Source organism: Oceanobacillus sojae, from assembly GCF_007991515.1.
GTDB classification, from domain to species: domain Bacteria; phylum Bacillota; class Bacilli; order Bacillales; family Amphibacillaceae; genus Oceanobacillus; species Oceanobacillus sojae.
Genome location: NZ_BJYM01000011.1, coordinates 48,943 through 66,345, shown reverse-complemented (window position 1 = coordinate 66,345; position 17,403 = coordinate 48,943). Strand labels below are relative to the sequence as shown.

Genomic DNA, 17,403 nt, shown 5'->3' with positions numbered 1-17,403 from the left:
TGCTGCATCTAATTATATATCATACGCTACCATGAAAAAAATTACAAAGTTTTCATGAAAACAAAATGAAAATTTTCATAAATACACTTAAGTAAGTGTCCAAAAAGTATCCAAATTAGAAGCAAGAAAGTCACGTCAACGTAGAAATTCGCCGCTTATCATTTGGGTACTTTGGATATCCTCTTAGTATAACATACCTTATTATTATTATATCCAAACCTGTACCTTTGAAAACCTTTTACATTATTTATAGATATACTCTTTTCTTGCATTAGAAAAACTAAGAAAATCATTTGGTCTTTAAAATACTGATGTTCTTGCCGTGGAGATGTCCGCTACGGGAAGTCGCTTTCCACGGGCAACGCCTCAGCCTCCTCGAAAGAAGACCACTTTCCGCGGGGACTTCACCTGTTGCTTTTCCCGCAGGAGTCGACAACATCCGCTCCCATCTTTGAAGAAATATGTTTCATTTGCTTTCTTTCAAAGAAATGAAGATAATTCTAGCGACGCTTTTTGATGGGGCTTAAGATTACTCGCCCCATGAAAACCGTTGGAGCGGCTATCCTCAGCATTTTATACTTTCTTACTCTTTAAAAAAACTACCTCAAAAATTATACCATTAATTTTTGAGGTAGTCTTTATAATAGTCTTTATTATTTTTTCAAACGATTTTCAACATCTTTAATTTCTTTAAAGAATTGATCAAAAGTAGGGATATCCATTTGCTGTGCCGAGTCAGATAACGCAACTGCAGGGTCTGGATGAACCTCGGCCATAACACCATCTGCTCCAACAGCAATCGCTGCTTTTGCTGTAGGCAATAATAAATCTCTTCTGCCTGTTGAGTGGGTTACATCAACGAAAACAGGTAAATGTGTTTCTTGTTTTAAAATAGGTACCGCAGAAATATCTAATGTATTACGTGTTGCTTTTTCGTATGTACGAATTCCGCGTTCACATAGCATAATATTTCTGTTTCCTCTAGACATGATGTACTCTGCCGCATTGATGAATTCTTGAATTGTTGCTGATAATCCGCGTTTTAATAGTACAGGCTTGCCAGCATCTCCTGCAGCCTTCAATAATTCAAAGTTTTGCATGTTTCTTGCCCCAATTTGTACAACATCAATATAATCTACTGCTTTTTCTAAATCAGCAGGATTTACAATTTCACTAATAACAGCTAAATCATACTCATCTGCTACTTTTTTCAGAATCTCTAACCCTTCTATTCCAAGTCCTTGGAAATCATATGGAGAGGTTCTAGGTTTAAACGCTCCGCCACGAAGCAATTTTAATCCTTTTTCTTTCACGGAAGCAGCTACTGCAGCTACCTGCTCATATCCTTCTACTGCACAAGGACCAAATACATAACTGATTCCACCGGCTCCAACTTGTTCACCCTTCAGATCAACCACTGTATTTTCAGCCTGTTTTTTTCTGGATACTAAGAGTGCTTTGCTGTTATCTTCTTCCTGAAGCTCAAGACTAGCTTTAAAGATTTCTTTAAAAATATGTTCAAGGGTCGAATCTTGAAAAGGACCACTATTATTATTTTTAATTTTATCTAGCATTTCACGCTCACGCACTGGATCAAAGCGTTTAATACTCTGCTTGGTTTTTAAATCACCAATCTCTTGATTAATACTTGCTCTCTTGTTAATCAATTCTAGTATTTCCAGATTAACCTTGTCCATTTGCTGTCTTAACTGCTCCATTTCATTACTCATTTTACACTCTCCTCAAATCTCTTAATCATTTAGAATAATTAGAGACCATTATAGCTAAGTTTTTTCTATTTGTCACCACTTAATTAATGTAAAATTTTAATTCTTAAAGAAAATCGGAAAAAAGAAGCTTCTTTTTCTGGATATGCCTGGAAATAAGATATTGAACGTTTCCGCTTTTAAGGGTATAAATACTGTATGTTTTCCTTGTGGAAACGATTGAGCTGTACTATTGTACCTGGAAAATTTATTCAAAAAAACATTGATGAGTATTTTCCTCATCAATGTTTTTTTAAGTATTATGATTTTTTATTTACTTCTTTTTTCACTTCATTGGCTGCCTGCTTTGTTTCTTTTTTTACTTCTGCTGTTTTTTTAGAAACTGTTTCTTCAGCTTCTGCTTTTTTATCTGCAGCCTCTTTTTTTACATCTTCTATTTTATCTGATATTTCTTCTTTTAAGTCAGATGCTTTATCTTTTGCATCGTCCAGCTTGTCTCCAGCAGTATCTTTTAAATCTTCTGCTTTATCCTGAGCATCACTTAGTTTGTCTTCTACAGCACCTTTTAAATCAGCTGTTTTCTGTTTTACGTTTTCTGTAATTTCCTGAGATTTACTCGCAACTGTTTTTGATAAGTCTGAAGTTACATCCACAGCTTTTTTTGTTAAATCAGAAGTTGCCGAGTATGCTTTGTCTTTTAATTCTGATCCTTTTTCTTGAGCTGTTCCTGCTAATTCAGTGGCACGATTTTTCACCTGAATTGCTCCATCATTAATATCCCCGCGCAGTTCTTTCCCTGATTTCGGTGCAAGTAATAATGCGGTAGCAGCCCCTACAAAGCTTCCTACAAGTGTACCAATAATAAAATCCTTCGTGTTAATTTGATTATCTGCCATCTTTATAACCTCCTGAGATTTAATTAGAATTCGTTTTGCGCTTATTCCAATACTCAAAAATCGAAGCGCCCCATTTAACTGCCTGAGCAGCTTTTTCCTGATCCTCTTTTGAGTGCTTAGAAATAATATTGGATAATTGCTGTAATGACTTATTAAAGTCCTCTACTGTATCACCTATTCCCTTTGCTCCCTGAATTAAACCATCAAGTTGAGAAGATTTTTGAGTTAAATCATCTACAAGTCCTTTAGATTTCTCAACAACCTCTGTTGCTTCTCCGGCAACTCCCTGCACTTGATGATTAATCTTACCTAAGGTGTTACGAACTTCGTCCATCGTTTTTTTAGTGTTAACTAATAAAATGACCATATAGACCATTAAAATGAGCAAGGCAACTATGGCAATCGCCAGTGCACTATAGAGGATAACTTCCATATACTATCACTCCTTTGTTCCTTATTCGTCTGTGCCGATTAAAAGCTTTATAAGGGATAAGTATGTACTTCTTAAAAAGGTTGTCCGAGCAGCCAGATATAATGCAGCAAACAGTACACGTTCCCTGTTTATACCCGTTCTACGGAAAAGCACAATTATTTACCTCTTTAAAGTATGCATGATGGATGCAGAATCATTTCTCAGAAGCAGCTCTGCTTCAGCCAAACCACATTTCATGCCAGTTCAATCTGTGCCATAATTTATTCTTACCCTGCTTTTTCTAAGAATAAACTACATTTCCTCTTAAAAAGATTTAATCCTTATTTCTATTGTATCTTATTTTTCTGTTTAAATACAACATCAACCTTATTTACTGGCTAAGGTTAAATAAATATTATATGCTTTTAAGGCAGATTTCTATTTCCTAATTGAGATACTATATACTCGATATTACCTCCTCATAAAATAACTTTGCATAATAAAAAAGCAGTGAACTCAGAGTTCACTGCTTTTTTATTATGCAAATGTTTTTTCGTAGGATTTCTGGAATTTTTGGATATCTCCAGCACCCATAAAAATTAACACGCTGTCTTTATATTCTTGTAGTACCTCTGTATGTTCTAAATTTAAAATATCACTCTCAGGAATAAGATTTTGTAAGTCTTCAATGGTTAATTGACCGGATTGTTCACGCGCCGATCCAAAAATATCACATAGATATACTTTATCCGCCTGATTCAGACTATCTGCAAACTCTTGCAGGAATGTTTTTGTCCGCGTAAATGTATGCGGCTGGAATATAGCAACCACTTGCTTTTGGGGATATTTTTTCCGCGCTGTTTCAATTGTTACCGCAATCTCTTTAGGATGATGCGCATAATCATCCACTACAACCTGAGAACCAATTTCCTTCTCCGTAAAACGGCGCTTTACCCCTTTAAATGTACTTATTTCTTTCATACATTCTACCGGCAAGCCTTCATAATGGCATATTGCTATGACTGCAAGTGAATTTAAAACAGTATGGTTACCAAATGTAGGAATAAAGAAATGTTCATAGTAGGTGCTTCGAACAAACACATCAAATTCCGTACCATGCTCTGTCTCTACAACATTTTTTGCCTGGAAATCATTTGTTTCATTAAATCCATAATAAATAATTGGTACTTTTGTGTGTATACCCTGCAGCTCTTCATCATCACCACAGGCAACAATTCCTTTTTTCACGCGGTCAGCCATTGATTGGAAAGCATCTACAACATCATCTAAGCTTGTAAAATAGTCTGGATGATCAAAATCAATATTTGTCATAATCGCATAATCCGGCTCATATCTTAAAAAGTGTCTGCGGTATTCACATGCTTCAAAGGCAAAATATTTACTATCAACATGTCCACGTCCTGTCCCATCTCCAATTAAATAAGAAATAGGATAAGCACTCTCTAAAACATGCGATAGTAAACCTGTAGTTGTTGTTTTCCCATGTGCACCCGTAACAGCAATACTTGTGTATTGTTTTAACCATTCTCCTAAAAATTCATGATACCAATAAAATTTGCAGCCTTGCTCTTTTGCTTCTTTAATTTCAACATGATCCTCCGGAAAAGCATTTCCAGCAATAATTGTGTAATCTGATTTAATATTATCCTTTGAGAAAGAAAAGATAGGGATATTTTTTTCTTCTAAAGAGACCTGTGTAAAGATACGATTATCAATATCTGATCCTTGTACCTTCTCACCTGAATCATGAAGGATTTGCGCTAATGCGCTCATCCCTGTACCTTTTATACCTATAAAATGGTAAGTTGTCATAAAACGAACCTCCAACGTTTTTTCATCTATTCATTTTCATGTCATTTTGTCTATAATTATTAGCATTTTTTTCCATGGTGTGGGTAACCGCTATCCCATTCAATGGATTATAACAAATAAATTACTTATTTTAAAGCAAAATTTTTTATTTCAAAGCTTTTGAAAGCAAATGTAAGAATACTGACCGTTCTTATAAAGAAAAAAACTATTTCTGCATAACTGAATGCCTATATCTCATTCTATACAGATAATGTATCAGATGTGCTTTTGCCTCAAAATTTCTTCCCTTTTTAAAAAGCTCCCTTTATATTTTAGTAACTTTCTAGAATTATAGCAACTTTTTTCGCTCACTTTTTTCTTGCATCAAGAAAGAAGAGACAGCTTACATACTGTCTCTCTGTGTTTTTGTAATTAAAATCTCCCGCGCACGGCTTCCATTTTGACCAGAAATAATTCCTCTTTGTTCTAATGAGTCAATTAATCTTGCTGCACGGTTATAGCCTATTTTAAAATGCCTTTGCAAGGAGGACGTGCTTGCACTATTCTGTTGTAATACAAAGTCGATAGCAGCATCTAAGAGGTCATCTTCCTCTTCATCTATCTGTATTTGTTCTAACAGCTCTTCCTGTTCAAACAGATACTGTGGTTCAGCCATTGATTTTGCATAATTTGCAACACGTTCTATTTCCTCATCGGACACAAACGGGCCCTGTAAACGAACACTTTTACCAGCTCCATTTTCTACAAGAAGCATATCTCCTTTTCCAAGTAATTTTTCTGCACCACTGGAATCAATAATGGTTCGTGAATCTACTTGAGAAGATACACTGAATGCAATTCTTGTAGGTATATTTGCTTTAATCAGACCTGTAATAACATCTACTGATGGACGCTGTGTTGCAAGCAGAAGATGAATACCGCAAGCTCTTGCTTTTTGAGCAATTCTGCTGATTGCATCTTCGACATCCTGTGGAGACATCATCATTAAATCTGCCAGCTCGTCTATGACAATAACAATATACGGCATTTTTTTATCCGTTCTTCCTTCACGCATCATTTTTTGATTGTATCTGCCAATATCTCTTACTCCTTCATTGACAAAACGGTCATAACGATCCTCCATTTCTGCTACAGCCCATTTAAGACTTTGTGTAGCAGCTTTTACATCTGTAATAACAGGCGAAACAAGATGAGGTATACCATTATATGGAGCCAGCTCAACCATTTTCGGGTCAATCAAAAGAATCCTTACATCCTCATGACTGGCATTGTATATTAAGCTCACTAGAATTGTATTGATACAGACACTTTTACCGGAACCGGTAGCTCCTGCAATCAAACCATGCGGCATCTTATTAATATCAATTACTTTGGGCATCCCTTCAATCGTGAGACCTAGGGCTACACTCAACGGAGACCGGCTGTCTTTAAAATCATCTGATTCAATAATACGCTGGATCCCTACCATTTCAGGATGCAGATTAGGAACCTCAATACCTACAGTGTTTTTTCCCGGTATAGGTGCTTCGATACGAATATCCTTCGCAGACATATTTAATTTTAAATCATCTGCCAAATTTTTTATTTTACTAACCTTCACACCCATCTCCGGCTGCACCTCAAAGCGTGTTACAGCTGGTCCCTGCGTTGCTTTCACTACCTTCGCCTTTACCTGGAAATGCTTCAATGTTTCTTCCAGCAGATTTTGCTGCTCTTCAAGCCATTCCTCATCCTCTTCTGTGGATTTAACAGGAGGATCATTTAATAAATGTAAAGGAACATCTCTCGTTTTTTGCTCAAGAGGCGTAGCAGTAATTGTATTAGAAGGTACTGTGTTTTCAACATGTGCTTTGTTGATTTTTTCTTCTGCTTTACGCAGCTCCCCTTCCCGCTTTTGATGTGCTTCCTGCAATCTCTGAAATGTTTCCTCACGTTTTTTCTGTTCATGTAAATTCTTTTTATCCCGCGGAGTCATCATTACATTAAAAGCCGTTGCAGTATTGGTTCGCTTACTATAATCAGGTTTTTGGTTACCGGCTGTTGTATGAATTGGATTTCTTTTTTGAGATTGAGCATCCTTTTCCTGTATGGAAGTTTTTTCCTGATCAGCTGTTTCTTTTATTTCTGTATCCTCTTCAGTACTGACTTCCTGCTCTTCTTCTTTTATTTGCTCTAATTCTGTATCCTCTGCTGAACTATCCTTCTGGAAGCTGTTTGATTTACTTTCTTCCTTCAATAAATCAGTTTGTTCTTCCTCAGAATGATATATTGCATTATTTGATGACAGCAGTATCTCCTGCTCTTTCGCCAGTGCTTCAGAATGGACAGCTGTATCTTCTATAGCAGCGGCTGCTTCATAATCTGTTTGATAGTTCGTTTCTTTTCTTTGATAAGCAGGCACTTCATGAAGTAATTTAGACTCTCTTGACTGAAAACCGTAAATTGGGGATGGAACCTCAGTCGGCTGAAAAGGAACATCCGGATTTTTCTTATAAACTTTTCTGCCCGTTTTATTTTCTTCCTGCAATTTATTACGTGTATGCAGCGAAGGTTCTTTTCTTCTTTGATTTGGCAATGTACGGAGATTCTTTGAGTTTTTATCTGAAATGGTTTCTTTTCTTTGCCTGTTCTCTTTGTTCTCTCTATTTTCTCTGCTCTCTCTGATTTGCCTTCTTTCTCTTCTTTCCTGTACAATTTCTTGATTTCTTCTTTTGTAGCTTGGTTGTTTGTCAATTGGCTGTTCTTTCTTTTGATCAACAGTATCAGGAATTACCGGAAACTTAAATGTTCGTCCGGAAGGATAATGGTATGTCATTTTTGTCTGGATATTTGGTTGTTTTTCAGAGTCTTCCACTTCAACCTCAATTAATTCTTCTACTTCCACTTCTTTTGTAAATATGTTTTTGAGCCGTTCTTTCCATTGCTCCCACCACATATGCATTCACTCATTTCCTTAATTGTTCATACTGTTTATTTTAGCAGTTTTTTACGGGTATTTACATTATTCCTGCGATAAAGTTCAGCTTTGATCTACCTGTTAAAAAATCCCCTGCCGGCACAAGGGATTTGTAAGTTAAAATGTAAATTCTTCACCAATTTGATAAGCATCGTCTAGTACGTAAATACCTTTTTCCTGCGGTGCATTTGGTAAGCCCAGTTCTTTTTGCGAACAAACCATTCCATTGGAAGGTACGCCTCTTAATTCAGATGCTTTTATTTTCATACCGCTTGGCATTGTCGCGCCTACTTTGGCTACCACAACCTTTTGGCCTTCATCAATATTAGGGGCACCACAAACGATTTGTAAGGTTTCTTCTCCAACATCAATTTGACATACACTTAATTTATCCGCATTTTCATGAGCCAGTTTTGACTTAACAAATCCTACTACAAATTTCGGACGCAAATCAAATTCAAGGGGGTCATCTATACCTTTTTGCTGGAAAAGTGTACGAATTTCTGCTAAAAAATCCTCTGTTAAAGGAATGGCACCCTTTTTTTCATCTAAATTAAAATATGTGGAAGCTTGAAAGATATTATATCCAAGCACTTCCCCCTCTATTGAAGTTATTTTTGTAATATCATCATTTGTTTCTTTCTTCCATTCGTATCGGTTTCCTTCTTTAATAGGGAGAATCAATACATCTCCGATTCCCTGGCGGTTATAAAAAACATCCATCACATTCACTCCTAATTTTTCTCAGGTCTATTTTTCGCCAATATAAATACTGGCTCTAATTTTTTATTTTCATAAACAAATGGCAAAGAAGTAATCGGAATTCTTCCATCTGCAAAAAACTTCATGGTCATCTGTGCTAAAATATCATAACCTGTTTTATTTTGAATGTCACCTAAAATAAGAACATCCTGATGTGGTACAGCAACGGTTAATTCCCCTTTTGCATTCGCAAGCATTTCTTCTAAAAATGCTTCATTTAAAATGCGGCTGGCATCGTAACCGTCCTGTGTTGCGAGAAAATAGAAATCATTTCCTGCTACCTGGTCCACTTTGGGCTGATAAGATAGAGAACGAATATTAAAAGCCGCTATTTCATCCAGCCTTTCCTTAGTCCATTCTTCTTCCCCTAATAATTCTTCATCAATAAGGCGGTAAGATTTTCCTAAATCAAGTGCATAGAAAACCCTTGTTTCTGCAGTGTGATCCTTAAAAATAAGCTTTTTTCCTGCCTTTGTTTTCGTTGGGAAAGAAGGAGAACGCAGCACTGGAAAAATCTGTTTCTCCATTCCTTTTAAATGCTGTGTCTGATTCATGATTTTCAGAGCTTCGTGAACATGCTCCACAATTTCATCGACAGCTTCCATACCCCGCTCATTGTATTTAGCAATTAAGTTAGGCAGGGAAACCGTCATTCCTTCTTTTGATTCTTTCCACTCAATTCGCACTGCATCATCATCACGCTTGTACACAATCCGATAATCGGGATTTTTCAATTCATCCTCCAGCAGATGCTTCATCTTGATGCTGGTCATTTTTGCCATAAAAATGCCTCCTTGTTTATTTAGAAAGCCCCTCTAAAAGTGCGTGTTCAAAAAGTCCGATAAACAGGGCCAAGAAGTTCAAGGCGACGAATTTTTTCCGGACGCACTTTCACAAGACGTGATGACTTCTGTGTTGTCCATAACAGAAGTTCCTCTATGCCTAACAATACGTGAGTAACGCTTTTGGTGGGACGAGTAATCGCAGTCCCATCGGAAAAAATTCGTCAACGCACTTCCGCAGGATGCGGTGGCTTCTGCGTTGCCCACATGACGTGGGCGTTATTAGTAGAAGTTCCTTTTATCGCCGTGTCATTTTTATTGGGCTTTTTGAACATCCTCTAAAAAGGATTCAATTTCTTCTTTCGTTTTTCGATCCTTACTAACAAACCGGCCAAGCTCTGCTCCTTTTTCAAACACAAGAAAGCTTGGAATGCCATAAATATCATACTCCTGGCACAGTTCAATAAAATTGTCCCGGTTCACCTCAATAAATTCAAATTGCGAATATGCTTCTTCTATTTCAGGCAATACCGGTTCAATCACACGGCAATCCGGACACCAGCCTGCAGTAAATAAAAAAACAACAGGTCCTTCCTGAATATACGCATTAAATTCTTCTGTATTTTGTAATTCTTTCATTTTAAACACCCTTTCTCTTTCTCTATAATAGCTTGCTGCCCATTTTCTTTCAATCAAGTTACCTTGTTTCATCTTTCCCTGAAGAAAATCTGTTTAGCAATCGTTCAAGATTACACTATGCTAGTTACATTAATTATCATAGGTTGTTATTTCTTCTTCGACACAAATAACATTTTCACAAAAAAACCTTTTGTCATAAGTAATCAAATAATTTAACAAGATTTAAAAAAACATTTACTATAAAGATAACATTGATTGGGAGGGATTGGAATGAATTTAACTGTTTATCTGGCTGGACAAATTCATGATAATTGGAGAGAAGAGGTTAAAAAGCTTGCCGAGGAAAAAAAGCTTCCTTTAACATTTGTTTCCCCGCAAACAAATCATGATCGTTCTGATGATATTGGTGAGGCAATTTTAGGAAAACAGCCTGGTAATTTTTATCGCGATGATGCTGCTTCAAGTGTTAATAATTTCCGAACACAGGTTTTAATGCAGAAATCAGATCTTGTTATTGCGTTATTCGGAGAAGAGTATAAGCAATGGAATACTGCCATGGATGCAAGCACTGCTATAGCTTTAGGAAAACCAACGATTATTATTCGCCCAGAGAAATTAATTCATCCTTTAAAAGAGCTGTCAAATAAAGCAAATATTACCGTAGAATCTGTAGAGCAGGCTTTAGATGTTATTGCGTATATCTACGAATAAGTAAATTTTGGTGATTAACAAAAAACAGGCCCGAAGGCCTGTTTTTTTATTGTTAACTATTTATTTGCAAAATCAAGCTGTCCTTTAAGAAGCTGTACAACATGTGTAAACATATCTTCTCTTGACACAAGGTTATTTGTAAAAATACCAATCGCACCTTCATGACTGCGGACATTTTCTTTTTTTGTATATGCGTCCATCACAACACTTAATTCACCAGCTGTTTTAAGTTCTTTTTCAAATTCTTTTGGAAGAGCTATTCTTGCTCCACTTGCTGTAAACAGTTCTCCGTCTGCTGTAGCCAATGCTCCCCAGTTACAGAGAAATAATGTATCATCTACATACATTACTCCTCCTTCTAAACCGATTCCTATTGAACCAGCCTCGCCTGATATGCACCCCTTCGCACGATTAATCGCACCAATTCGTGTTTCTTCATCTGAAAAAGGCTGAACAGAAACATTCGATGGAACTTCCAGTGAGTTCACCTCAAAATTAGAAAAGACATTTCTTACAGCCTCTACTTTTGTCGGATTCTTCGAGCCTATAATAACAGTTTGCTGCATTTTGTCAGCTCTGCTTTAACCCGGAAACAACTGTCTCATCAGTTGTTTTAACAAGTTTAACAATTAATTCTTTCGCAGCCGCATAATCATCTACATGAATAATGGATGCTGATGTATGAATATATCTTGAGCAGATTCCGACAACTGCTGAAGGGACTCCATCACCAGATAAATGGACACGACCAGCGTCAGTACCGCCTGGAGAAATAAAATATTGATAAGGAATATTATTCGATTCTGCTGTGTCGAGTACAAACTCTCGCATACCTTTATGCGTAATCATCGTACGGTCATAGATACGCAATAAAGCTCCTTCTCCTAATTGTCCAAATGCTTTCTTATCTCCGGATGCATCATTTGCCGGCGAAGCATCTAAAGCATAAAAAATATCAGGCTTTATCATATTAGCTGCCACTTGAGCTCCACGTAAACCTACTTCTTCCTGTACAGTTGCACCAGAATAAAGCTGGTTTGAAAGGGTTTCTCCCTGCAGTTCTTTTAAAAGCTCAATGGCTAAGCCGCAGCCATAACGATTATCCCAAGCTTTCGCCAGGATTTTCTTCTTGTTAGCCATTGGTTCAAATGGCGTAATCGGAACAATAGTATCTCCTGGTCGGACACCGATACGTGCTACATCCTCTTTATCATCCGCTCCGATATCAATTAACATATTTTTTATCTCCATCGGCTTGCCACGTTGTGCATCTGTCAGTAAATGCGGCGGAATAGACCCGATAACTCCAATAACCGGCCCTTTTTTTGTCATCACCTGGACACGCTGGGCCAGCATAACCTGACTCCACCAGCCCCCCAATGTCTGGAAGCGGAGCATTCCGTTATCCGTAATCTGTGTCACCATAAAGCCGACCTCATCCATATGCCCTGCTACCATCACTTTAGGCCCTTTACCATTTTTCACGCCAAATACTCCACCTAAATTATCCTGAATAATTTCATCGGAGTATTTTTCCAGTTCTTGTTTCATAAAATTACGAACGGCATGCTCATTACCTGGTGCGCCCTGTAATTCTGTTAAATTCTTAAACAATGTAAGCGTTTCTTTATTCATTAAAAAGCCTCCTAAGTATATTACTGCATCGACTAAAAAACTGTATTAACACTACTGCAAGTATACTCGAAAAAGTGAAACTCTTTCCAGTATTTATGTTCAATTGTTTGTATTTCTCCGTCAAATTACGATATACTACACATATAGCAGACATTGAATCTTACTAAAACAGAGGTGAATAAATTGAGCAAAAAGAAGGTATTACTTGCAGCAGCAATCGGTATTGCTATCGGATATATTGCACGTGAACAAGTAAGTAATCAAACAAAAATCACTCCAGAAAAAGCATTAAATCATGCAAAAGAAATGTTTAAACGTAATGGACCTATCAGCGGCTCCTGGATTTACATGAAACCGGAAGAATTAGAAAGAAACGGTCTGCTTTACGATGTGTACCGCGGTGGAGTAACCAGAAATATTGATGGTGCTAACAAACAATTTGATTTCTACGTAGACATAGAAACCGGCGCAGTTATAGATACAGAAGCAGCCGTTTAATACAATGCTTATTCAGGGCAGCTTTCTCTTTTAGAGATTGCTGCTCCTTTTATTTTCACTCTACCGTTTATTTATAAGCGTAGCGCATACGCTTTATCTGATCTATTATTTCTCCTGTTTCATTAAACTTAATTGCCCTGAAATACGCATCATGATAAAAAGTAAACCATGCATTTTCTTTATAGCCCTGATTCATCCAGTATTCTTTTTGTAATACGGATTGGACAGGGTAATCATCATATGCAAGAACCCAGAGCTTATTTTGATGTGCATGCGTCGGCATAATATCTGCCATATGTAAAAAGCTCTCCTTATCATCTTGGAACCGAATAATAGCGTGTCCATCACTATGACCGCCGGTATGGACCATCGTTAATCCTGATAAAATTTCCACTTCATCTGTAAAGGTACAAATTTGTTCACTAATCGGCTTCCAATTTTCCTCCCAATACGTATTTACCGACCGGATATTAGGGTGTCGCATCTCATCCCACTCCACCTGAGAAACATAAATTTTTGCTTTTTTAAACACAGATTCATATTTTTCTTCATCAGTAAGCTTTGTTAAACCATTCGCGTGATCATAATGAAGATGTGTCATTAATACGATCTCAATGTCATCAACAGTAAGCCCCAAATCCAGTAAAGATGCTTCTAATTTCGTTTCTTCCAACACCCCAAAATTTCTTTTCTGTTTCTCAGATAATTTATTCCATCCAATTCCTGAATCAATCAGCAAATAAGAGCCATCCAACTCCATTAAAATAGGATCTGTACGCAGCTCGATTTGATTTTTTTCGTTATTTGGATATTTTCTCTCCCACAACGCCTTTGGCACTACACCAAACATAGATCCGCCATCCAGATGTGTTACGCCCCCATTCAGCCAAGTGAGCTTTGCTCTGCCAACCTGTAAAGTTTCCATCTTAATCCTCCTTTTTTCTTCTAAGTTTATCTGATAAATCAACATCTCGCAAACGCTGTCATAAGAATCAAAATGTACGGTTTAAACACATATAACTAATCCCCTATTCTTTGGCTAAAGCTTTCCTTATCCCTTTACCAGAAGTCAGGTTTTAGCTGTTTTTTCATTTAAGCGTTGTTTACTTTCACCATTCGGAAAATCGCAGTTTAAAAATTATATTTTCACATTCACAAAAAAATGTGGCAAATTTATGAACTATCTGCTATGATTGTTAACGAATTCACATTCTTTTTCTTGTGAATTGAATCACATATATAAATGGAGGTATTAACATGAAGGAAAAAAGCTTAGCGATTATTATTGGAATTATTGTTCTTGCTGCTTTTATTATTCCATTTACACTTCTTAAAGACGTTGAAAAATGGTATGGAAGCTTTCTTTTTTGGTTGATATTAACTTTAATTGTAATCGCATGCAATACAATACTGACAAAAGATTGGGGCAATGAGGAATGAACGTGTCGCTTATTTGGTGGGGATTAGGAATTTATATTGCTGTATCTGTTTTTATCGCTTTTTTATCACGGACCGGCAAACAGACTAATATGGGAGCTTATTTCCTGGGAGACCGAAAAATGGGAGGTTTTGTTTCTGCATTAAGCTATAGTGCTACTACATACAGTGCATTTATGCTGGTCGGATTAGCAGGACTTACCTATCGTGGCGGTATCGGTGCACTAGGCTTCGAATTAATTTATTTAATGGGTGTATCGTTAATCTCATTTTTTGGTCCGCGTTTTTGGATTGTGGGCAAAAAATATGGATATATTACACCTTCTGAAATGATTGGTGATCGTTATCAAAGTAAAGCTGTGGCCATTGCAATTGCTATTAGTAACTGTCTTTTTCTCATCCCATATAGCGCCGTACAGCTGGCTGGTGTAGGATATTTACTACAGGGGGTATCAAACCAGCAAATCTCTTTCAGTAGCGGGGTAATTATCGCTGTCATTTTAGCAATTATATTTGCTTATATAGCCGGAATGCGCTCCGTTGCCTGGACAGATTCTCTGCAATCGCTATTTATGATTATCGGATCCACTTTGGTTGTCCTCTTTTTAATTCATGAGTTAGGCGGTTTCGCAGGATTCTTTCAGCAGCTGGAAACTAATCATCCTGAAATGCTGACAGTGCCTGGTAATGGCTATTTTAGCTTTTTAACATTTATTGGATTAACCATACCATGGTTTTTCTTTAGTATTTCCAATCCGCAAGTCAGTCAACGTCTGTTTATGCCCGCTTCTTTAAAAAGCATGCGGCATATGCTGTTAGGATTTATGATATTTGGATTGATTTATACCTTTGTATCCATATTCTGGGGTTACTCCGCTTTCTTACTGGAGCCAGGCCTGGATAATCCTGATTTAGCAACACCTGTTGTACTGTCTTCATCAGCAATACCGCCTGTTTTGGCTGTTATTGTAATGGTAGGTATTATTGCCGCTGCAGTCTCAACCATTGATTCTATACTGCTTACATTATCATCTATGTTTGCAAAAGACGTATATGGAAATATTCGCAAGGATACCACAGATCGCGTGCAGCTTAAGATTGGAAAATTTATTATTCCTGTTATTGCCTTGCTGGCTTATTTATTCGCAGAACTGCAGTTGGATTTGATCGCAGTATTATCCGTTGCTTCCTCTGCCGGCTTAATCGTTGTTGTTCCGGCTATTATCGGCGCATTCTTTTGGAAAAGAGGAACAGCTGCTGCTGTATTAGCGAGTACCATCATCCCCGGTACCCTTGTTCTGATTTTAGAGCTGCTGCAGGCAAAACCGTTCGGACTAGCTTCTGGCCTATGGGGGCTTATTCTATCAACATTACTGTTCATCTTTGTTAGTTTATTCACAAATGCTCCAACACAAAAGGCGAATGAATTTATTGATTATATAAAGGAAAACCTTCAAAATAAAAAATAATAAAATCCATAAAAATCGTGTAGATAGAGTTACCTACACGATTTTTTATGTTAATGAAGAAAGCATTTGATGCTGCTGCTTTTTAACAATTTTCATTTGTTCTTCTATTTGTATCCGCAGATCTTCCGGGATATGCTCCTGTTTGCTTTGCTGTAAAGTCTGGTAGGTTTCCTCATACCGTTCATACATATAATAAAGATTTTCTAGTTCATGACGAGATAAAAAACGTACCAAATTGATACTCCCCCTTCTATATATAGTATTACTACTATATACAAAACAGGAGATAAATATACCTATTTTCCTGGTATTGACAAGCAAAAATTTACCGCAGATAAACTTTTTTATAGAGGAAGAACAAAAGCTCTTGCGAAATGAATTTTCGTTTTATATTTCCTTAAACATAAAACGAAGGAGACTGCGATGTCACAATCTCCTTCGTCTCATATCTATGCTTTATATTTTGCCATCTGCATGTAATCCTTTTTTACGGACATATTTTTCCAACTTATCCAGTTCATAAAAAAGTTCTACGATACTATTCGCAACAGGAAAAACATAATGCCATTTTTCATAGTCTGTACCCTGCAATGCATCAATTAAATTATTAATCGTTACACCCATCGCCTGTTTTGTCTCTTTTTGTAAATCTCGGTCCAAGACGATGCGGTCTTCATACATAAGGAAGACATTTTCACTATAGTTATTGATTTCACTGACCAATTTTTTAATCAAGAAGGATTTACCGGCTGCCATTTGTTCAATTTCCTTTAAATTTTTCTCCAGCTCTACAATCAGTGTATGCTTTTTCCGTAATACCTGTATCATTTGCTTATAGATCACAATATTCCGGAAAAACGATCTTCGTTTTCGAATAAATAATCTATTTTTTTCATCTGTAATAATATCAAAATAGTCTCTTATTTTATTTATTTGCTTCTCCACTTTTCTTTCTTCATCACGAATTTGCGGTACACTCATTGTATTGCTCGGAATAACCCGCAGAAGAAAATGAGAGCTCTCACCGGCTTCCTTAATCATCTGAAACAGAATCTTTTGATGGTTTGGGGGATTTACAAATACATTAACAATAAAAGCAGAAAGCACCCCAATGGCTACCAGAGATACACGGGATAAAATATACACAAAATTAATATGATCTCCGTGACTTGCTACCATCATACTGACAATGGTTAAAACCGTTAAATTAATTGTTTTGGTCAAGCCCAGCTTGATATTAATTGCAATTGATAATATAACAACTGCCCCGACTGAAATAGGGTGACTTCCGAGTAAAAACACCCCTAAGATGGCGAGCGTTGCTCCGACAGAATTTCCAATAACTACTTCTTTAATATAATTAAATGAGCGCATAATAGACGGCTGCATTGCTATAACAGATGCAATCGCTGCGATAACAGCATATTCCATATCAAAAAAGCTTGTAATTAATAATGTTAATGTTACTGCCAGCCCTGTCTTTAACATCCTGGGGCCAATATTAAATTCCATTCACCTGCACCTCTCTAGAAGTAGTATACAGCTTTCCTTCAAACGTGTCACGGAAATAAAACACCGTTTTTTCTTGTGAATTTGAAAGTAAAATGATTCAAATACATTTACCTTCTATTTCATTTGATAAGCTT

At 36.8% G+C, this 17,403-nt stretch carries 17 protein-coding genes; 4 read left to right on the top strand and 13 right to left on the bottom strand.

What is annotated here, in order from left to right; translation table 11 throughout:
* Positions 1-653: 653 nt before the first annotated feature.
* From OSO01_RS13430 to OSO01_RS13395, 8 genes are all read right to left on the bottom strand, one after another.
* Positions 654-1,730: a bifunctional 3-deoxy-7-phosphoheptulonate synthase/chorismate mutase gene (locus tag OSO01_RS13430; protein ID WP_147210959.1), complete on the bottom strand. Its 1,077-nt coding sequence runs from the start codon at positions 1,728-1,730 to the stop codon at positions 654-656.
* Between the two features lie 296 nt (positions 1,731-2,026).
* Positions 2,027-2,623 carry a YtxH domain-containing protein gene (locus OSO01_RS13425; RefSeq protein ID WP_147210958.1) on the bottom strand — a complete coding sequence of 199 codons (597 nt, stop codon included), beginning with the start codon at positions 2,621-2,623 and terminating at the stop codon, positions 2,027-2,029.
* Between the two features lie 19 nt (positions 2,624-2,642).
* A complete protein-coding gene (locus OSO01_RS13420) occupies positions 2,643-3,056 on the bottom strand; it encodes a DUF948 domain-containing protein (protein WP_147210957.1) in 414 nt (137 codons plus the stop codon).
* 516 nt (positions 3,057-3,572) lie between these two features.
* The gene (gene murC / locus OSO01_RS13415) at positions 3,573-4,868 is read right to left on the bottom strand and encodes a UDP-N-acetylmuramate--L-alanine ligase (protein WP_147210956.1); all 1,296 of its coding nucleotides are present in this window, start codon (positions 4,866-4,868) and stop codon (positions 3,573-3,575) included.
* 382 nt (positions 4,869-5,250) lie between these two features.
* Entirely contained in the window at positions 5,251-7,809 is a 2,559-nt protein-coding gene (locus tag OSO01_RS13410) for a DNA translocase FtsK (RefSeq protein ID WP_246145165.1), read from the bottom strand.
* 132 nt (positions 7,810-7,941) lie between these two features.
* Positions 7,942-8,547, bottom strand: coding sequence for a YtpR family tRNA-binding protein (gene ytpR, locus OSO01_RS13405; protein ID WP_147210955.1), 606 nt, complete (start codon positions 8,545-8,547; stop codon positions 7,942-7,944).
* An 11-nt stretch (positions 8,548-8,558) separates the two neighbouring features.
* Positions 8,559-9,368 carry a DUF1444 domain-containing protein gene (locus tag OSO01_RS13400; RefSeq protein ID WP_147210954.1) on the bottom strand — a complete coding sequence of 270 codons (810 nt, stop codon included), beginning with the start codon at positions 9,366-9,368 and terminating at the stop codon, positions 8,559-8,561.
* 315 nt (positions 9,369-9,683) lie between these two features.
* Complete coding sequence (locus OSO01_RS13395) at positions 9,684-10,007, bottom strand: thioredoxin family protein (protein ID WP_147211075.1); 324 nt, start codon at positions 10,005-10,007, stop codon at positions 9,684-9,686.
* Between the two features lie 270 nt (positions 10,008-10,277).
* Between OSO01_RS13395 and OSO01_RS13390 the strand changes: the two genes are divergently transcribed.
* The gene (locus tag OSO01_RS13390; protein ID WP_147210953.1) at positions 10,278-10,718 is read left to right on the top strand and encodes a YtoQ family protein; all 441 of its coding nucleotides are present in this window, start codon (positions 10,278-10,280) and stop codon (positions 10,716-10,718) included.
* A 56-nt stretch (positions 10,719-10,774) separates the two neighbouring features.
* On the opposite strand, the gene OSO01_RS13385 is transcribed toward OSO01_RS13390, so the two are convergent.
* Both OSO01_RS13385 and OSO01_RS13380 read right to left on the bottom strand, forming a co-directional pair.
* Positions 10,775-11,284, bottom strand: coding sequence for a DUF84 family protein (locus OSO01_RS13385; RefSeq protein ID WP_147210952.1), 510 nt, complete (start codon positions 11,282-11,284; stop codon positions 10,775-10,777).
* A gap of 4 nt (positions 11,285-11,288) precedes the next feature.
* Positions 11,289-12,353, bottom strand: a complete 1,065-nt coding sequence (locus tag OSO01_RS13380; RefSeq protein WP_147210951.1) for a M42 family metallopeptidase — start codon at positions 12,351-12,353, stop codon at positions 11,289-11,291.
* A 183-nt stretch (positions 12,354-12,536) separates the two neighbouring features.
* Here OSO01_RS13380 and OSO01_RS13375 point away from each other — a divergent pair, with 183 nt between their 5' ends.
* On the top strand, positions 12,537-12,851 hold the full coding sequence (locus OSO01_RS13375; RefSeq protein WP_147210950.1) for a PepSY domain-containing protein: 315 nt from the start codon (positions 12,537-12,539) through the stop codon (positions 12,849-12,851).
* A 67-nt stretch (positions 12,852-12,918) separates the two neighbouring features.
* On the opposite strand, the gene OSO01_RS13370 is transcribed toward OSO01_RS13375, so the two are convergent.
* Complete coding sequence (locus OSO01_RS13370) at positions 12,919-13,776, bottom strand: YtnP family quorum-quenching lactonase (RefSeq protein WP_147210949.1); 858 nt, start codon at positions 13,774-13,776, stop codon at positions 12,919-12,921.
* A gap of 332 nt (positions 13,777-14,108) precedes the next feature.
* Between OSO01_RS13370 and OSO01_RS13365 the strand changes: the two genes are divergently transcribed.
* Both OSO01_RS13365 and OSO01_RS13360 read left to right on the top strand, forming a co-directional pair.
* The gene (locus OSO01_RS13365; RefSeq protein ID WP_147210948.1) at positions 14,109-14,291 is read left to right on the top strand and encodes a hypothetical protein; all 183 of its coding nucleotides are present in this window, start codon (positions 14,109-14,111) and stop codon (positions 14,289-14,291) included.
* Entirely contained in the window at positions 14,288-15,757 is a 1,470-nt protein-coding gene (locus OSO01_RS13360) for a sodium:solute symporter family protein (RefSeq protein WP_147210947.1), read from the top strand. The genes OSO01_RS13365 and OSO01_RS13360 overlap by 4 nt, the downstream gene beginning before the upstream one ends.
* 45 nt (positions 15,758-15,802) lie before the next feature.
* On the opposite strand, the gene OSO01_RS13355 is transcribed toward OSO01_RS13360, so the two are convergent.
* The gene (locus tag OSO01_RS13355) at positions 15,803-15,991 is read right to left on the bottom strand and encodes a hypothetical protein (protein ID WP_147210946.1); all 189 of its coding nucleotides are present in this window, start codon (positions 15,989-15,991) and stop codon (positions 15,803-15,805) included.
* A 222-nt stretch (positions 15,992-16,213) separates the two neighbouring features.
* Positions 16,214-17,269: an FUSC family protein gene (locus OSO01_RS13350; protein ID WP_147210945.1), complete on the bottom strand. Its 1,056-nt coding sequence runs from the start codon at positions 17,267-17,269 to the stop codon at positions 16,214-16,216.
* Between the last annotated feature and the right edge of the window lie 134 nt (positions 17,270-17,403).

What these genes read in the sequence shown, in the direction of transcription:
- OSO01_RS13430 (WP_147210959.1), bottom strand. Translation starts at nt 1,730, where the DNA reads ATGAGTAATGAAATGGAGCAGTTAAGACAGCAAATGGACAAGGTTAAT.
- OSO01_RS13390 (WP_147210953.1), top strand. Translation starts at nt 10,278, where the DNA reads ATGAATTTAACTGTTTATCTGGCTGGACAAATTCATGATAATTGGAGA.
- ytpR (WP_147210955.1), bottom strand. Translation starts at nt 8,547, where the DNA reads ATGGATGTTTTTTATAACCGCCAGGGAATCGGAGATGTATTGATTCTC.
- OSO01_RS13385 (WP_147210952.1), bottom strand. Translation starts at nt 11,284, where the DNA reads ATGCAGCAAACTGTTATTATAGGCTCGAAGAATCCGACAAAAGTAGAG.
- OSO01_RS13400 (WP_147210954.1), bottom strand. Translation starts at nt 9,368, where the DNA reads ATGGCAAAAATGACCAGCATCAAGATGAAGCATCTGCTGGAGGATGAA.
- OSO01_RS13420 (WP_147210957.1), bottom strand. Translation starts at nt 3,056, where the DNA reads ATGGAAGTTATCCTCTATAGTGCACTGGCGATTGCCATAGTTGCCTTG.
- OSO01_RS13360 (WP_147210947.1), top strand. Translation starts at nt 14,288, where the DNA reads ATGAACGTGTCGCTTATTTGGTGGGGATTAGGAATTTATATTGCTGTA.
- OSO01_RS13425 (WP_147210958.1), bottom strand. Translation starts at nt 2,623, where the DNA reads ATGGCAGATAATCAAATTAACACGAAGGATTTTATTATTGGTACACTT.
- OSO01_RS13365 (WP_147210948.1), top strand. Translation starts at nt 14,109, where the DNA reads ATGAAGGAAAAAAGCTTAGCGATTATTATTGGAATTATTGTTCTTGCT.
- OSO01_RS13410 (WP_246145165.1), bottom strand. Translation starts at nt 7,809, where the DNA reads ATGCATATGTGGTGGGAGCAATGGAAAGAACGGCTCAAAAACATATTT.
- OSO01_RS13395 (WP_147211075.1), bottom strand. Translation starts at nt 10,007, where the DNA reads ATGAAAGAATTACAAAATACAGAAGAATTTAATGCGTATATTCAGGAA.
- OSO01_RS13350 (WP_147210945.1), bottom strand. Translation starts at nt 17,269, where the DNA reads ATGGAATTTAATATTGGCCCCAGGATGTTAAAGACAGGGCTGGCAGTA.
- OSO01_RS13370 (WP_147210949.1), bottom strand. Translation starts at nt 13,776, where the DNA reads ATGGAAACTTTACAGGTTGGCAGAGCAAAGCTCACTTGGCTGAATGGG.
- OSO01_RS13380 (WP_147210951.1), bottom strand. Translation starts at nt 12,353, where the DNA reads ATGAATAAAGAAACGCTTACATTGTTTAAGAATTTAACAGAATTACAG.
- murC (WP_147210956.1), bottom strand. Translation starts at nt 4,868, where the DNA reads ATGACAACTTACCATTTTATAGGTATAAAAGGTACAGGGATGAGCGCA.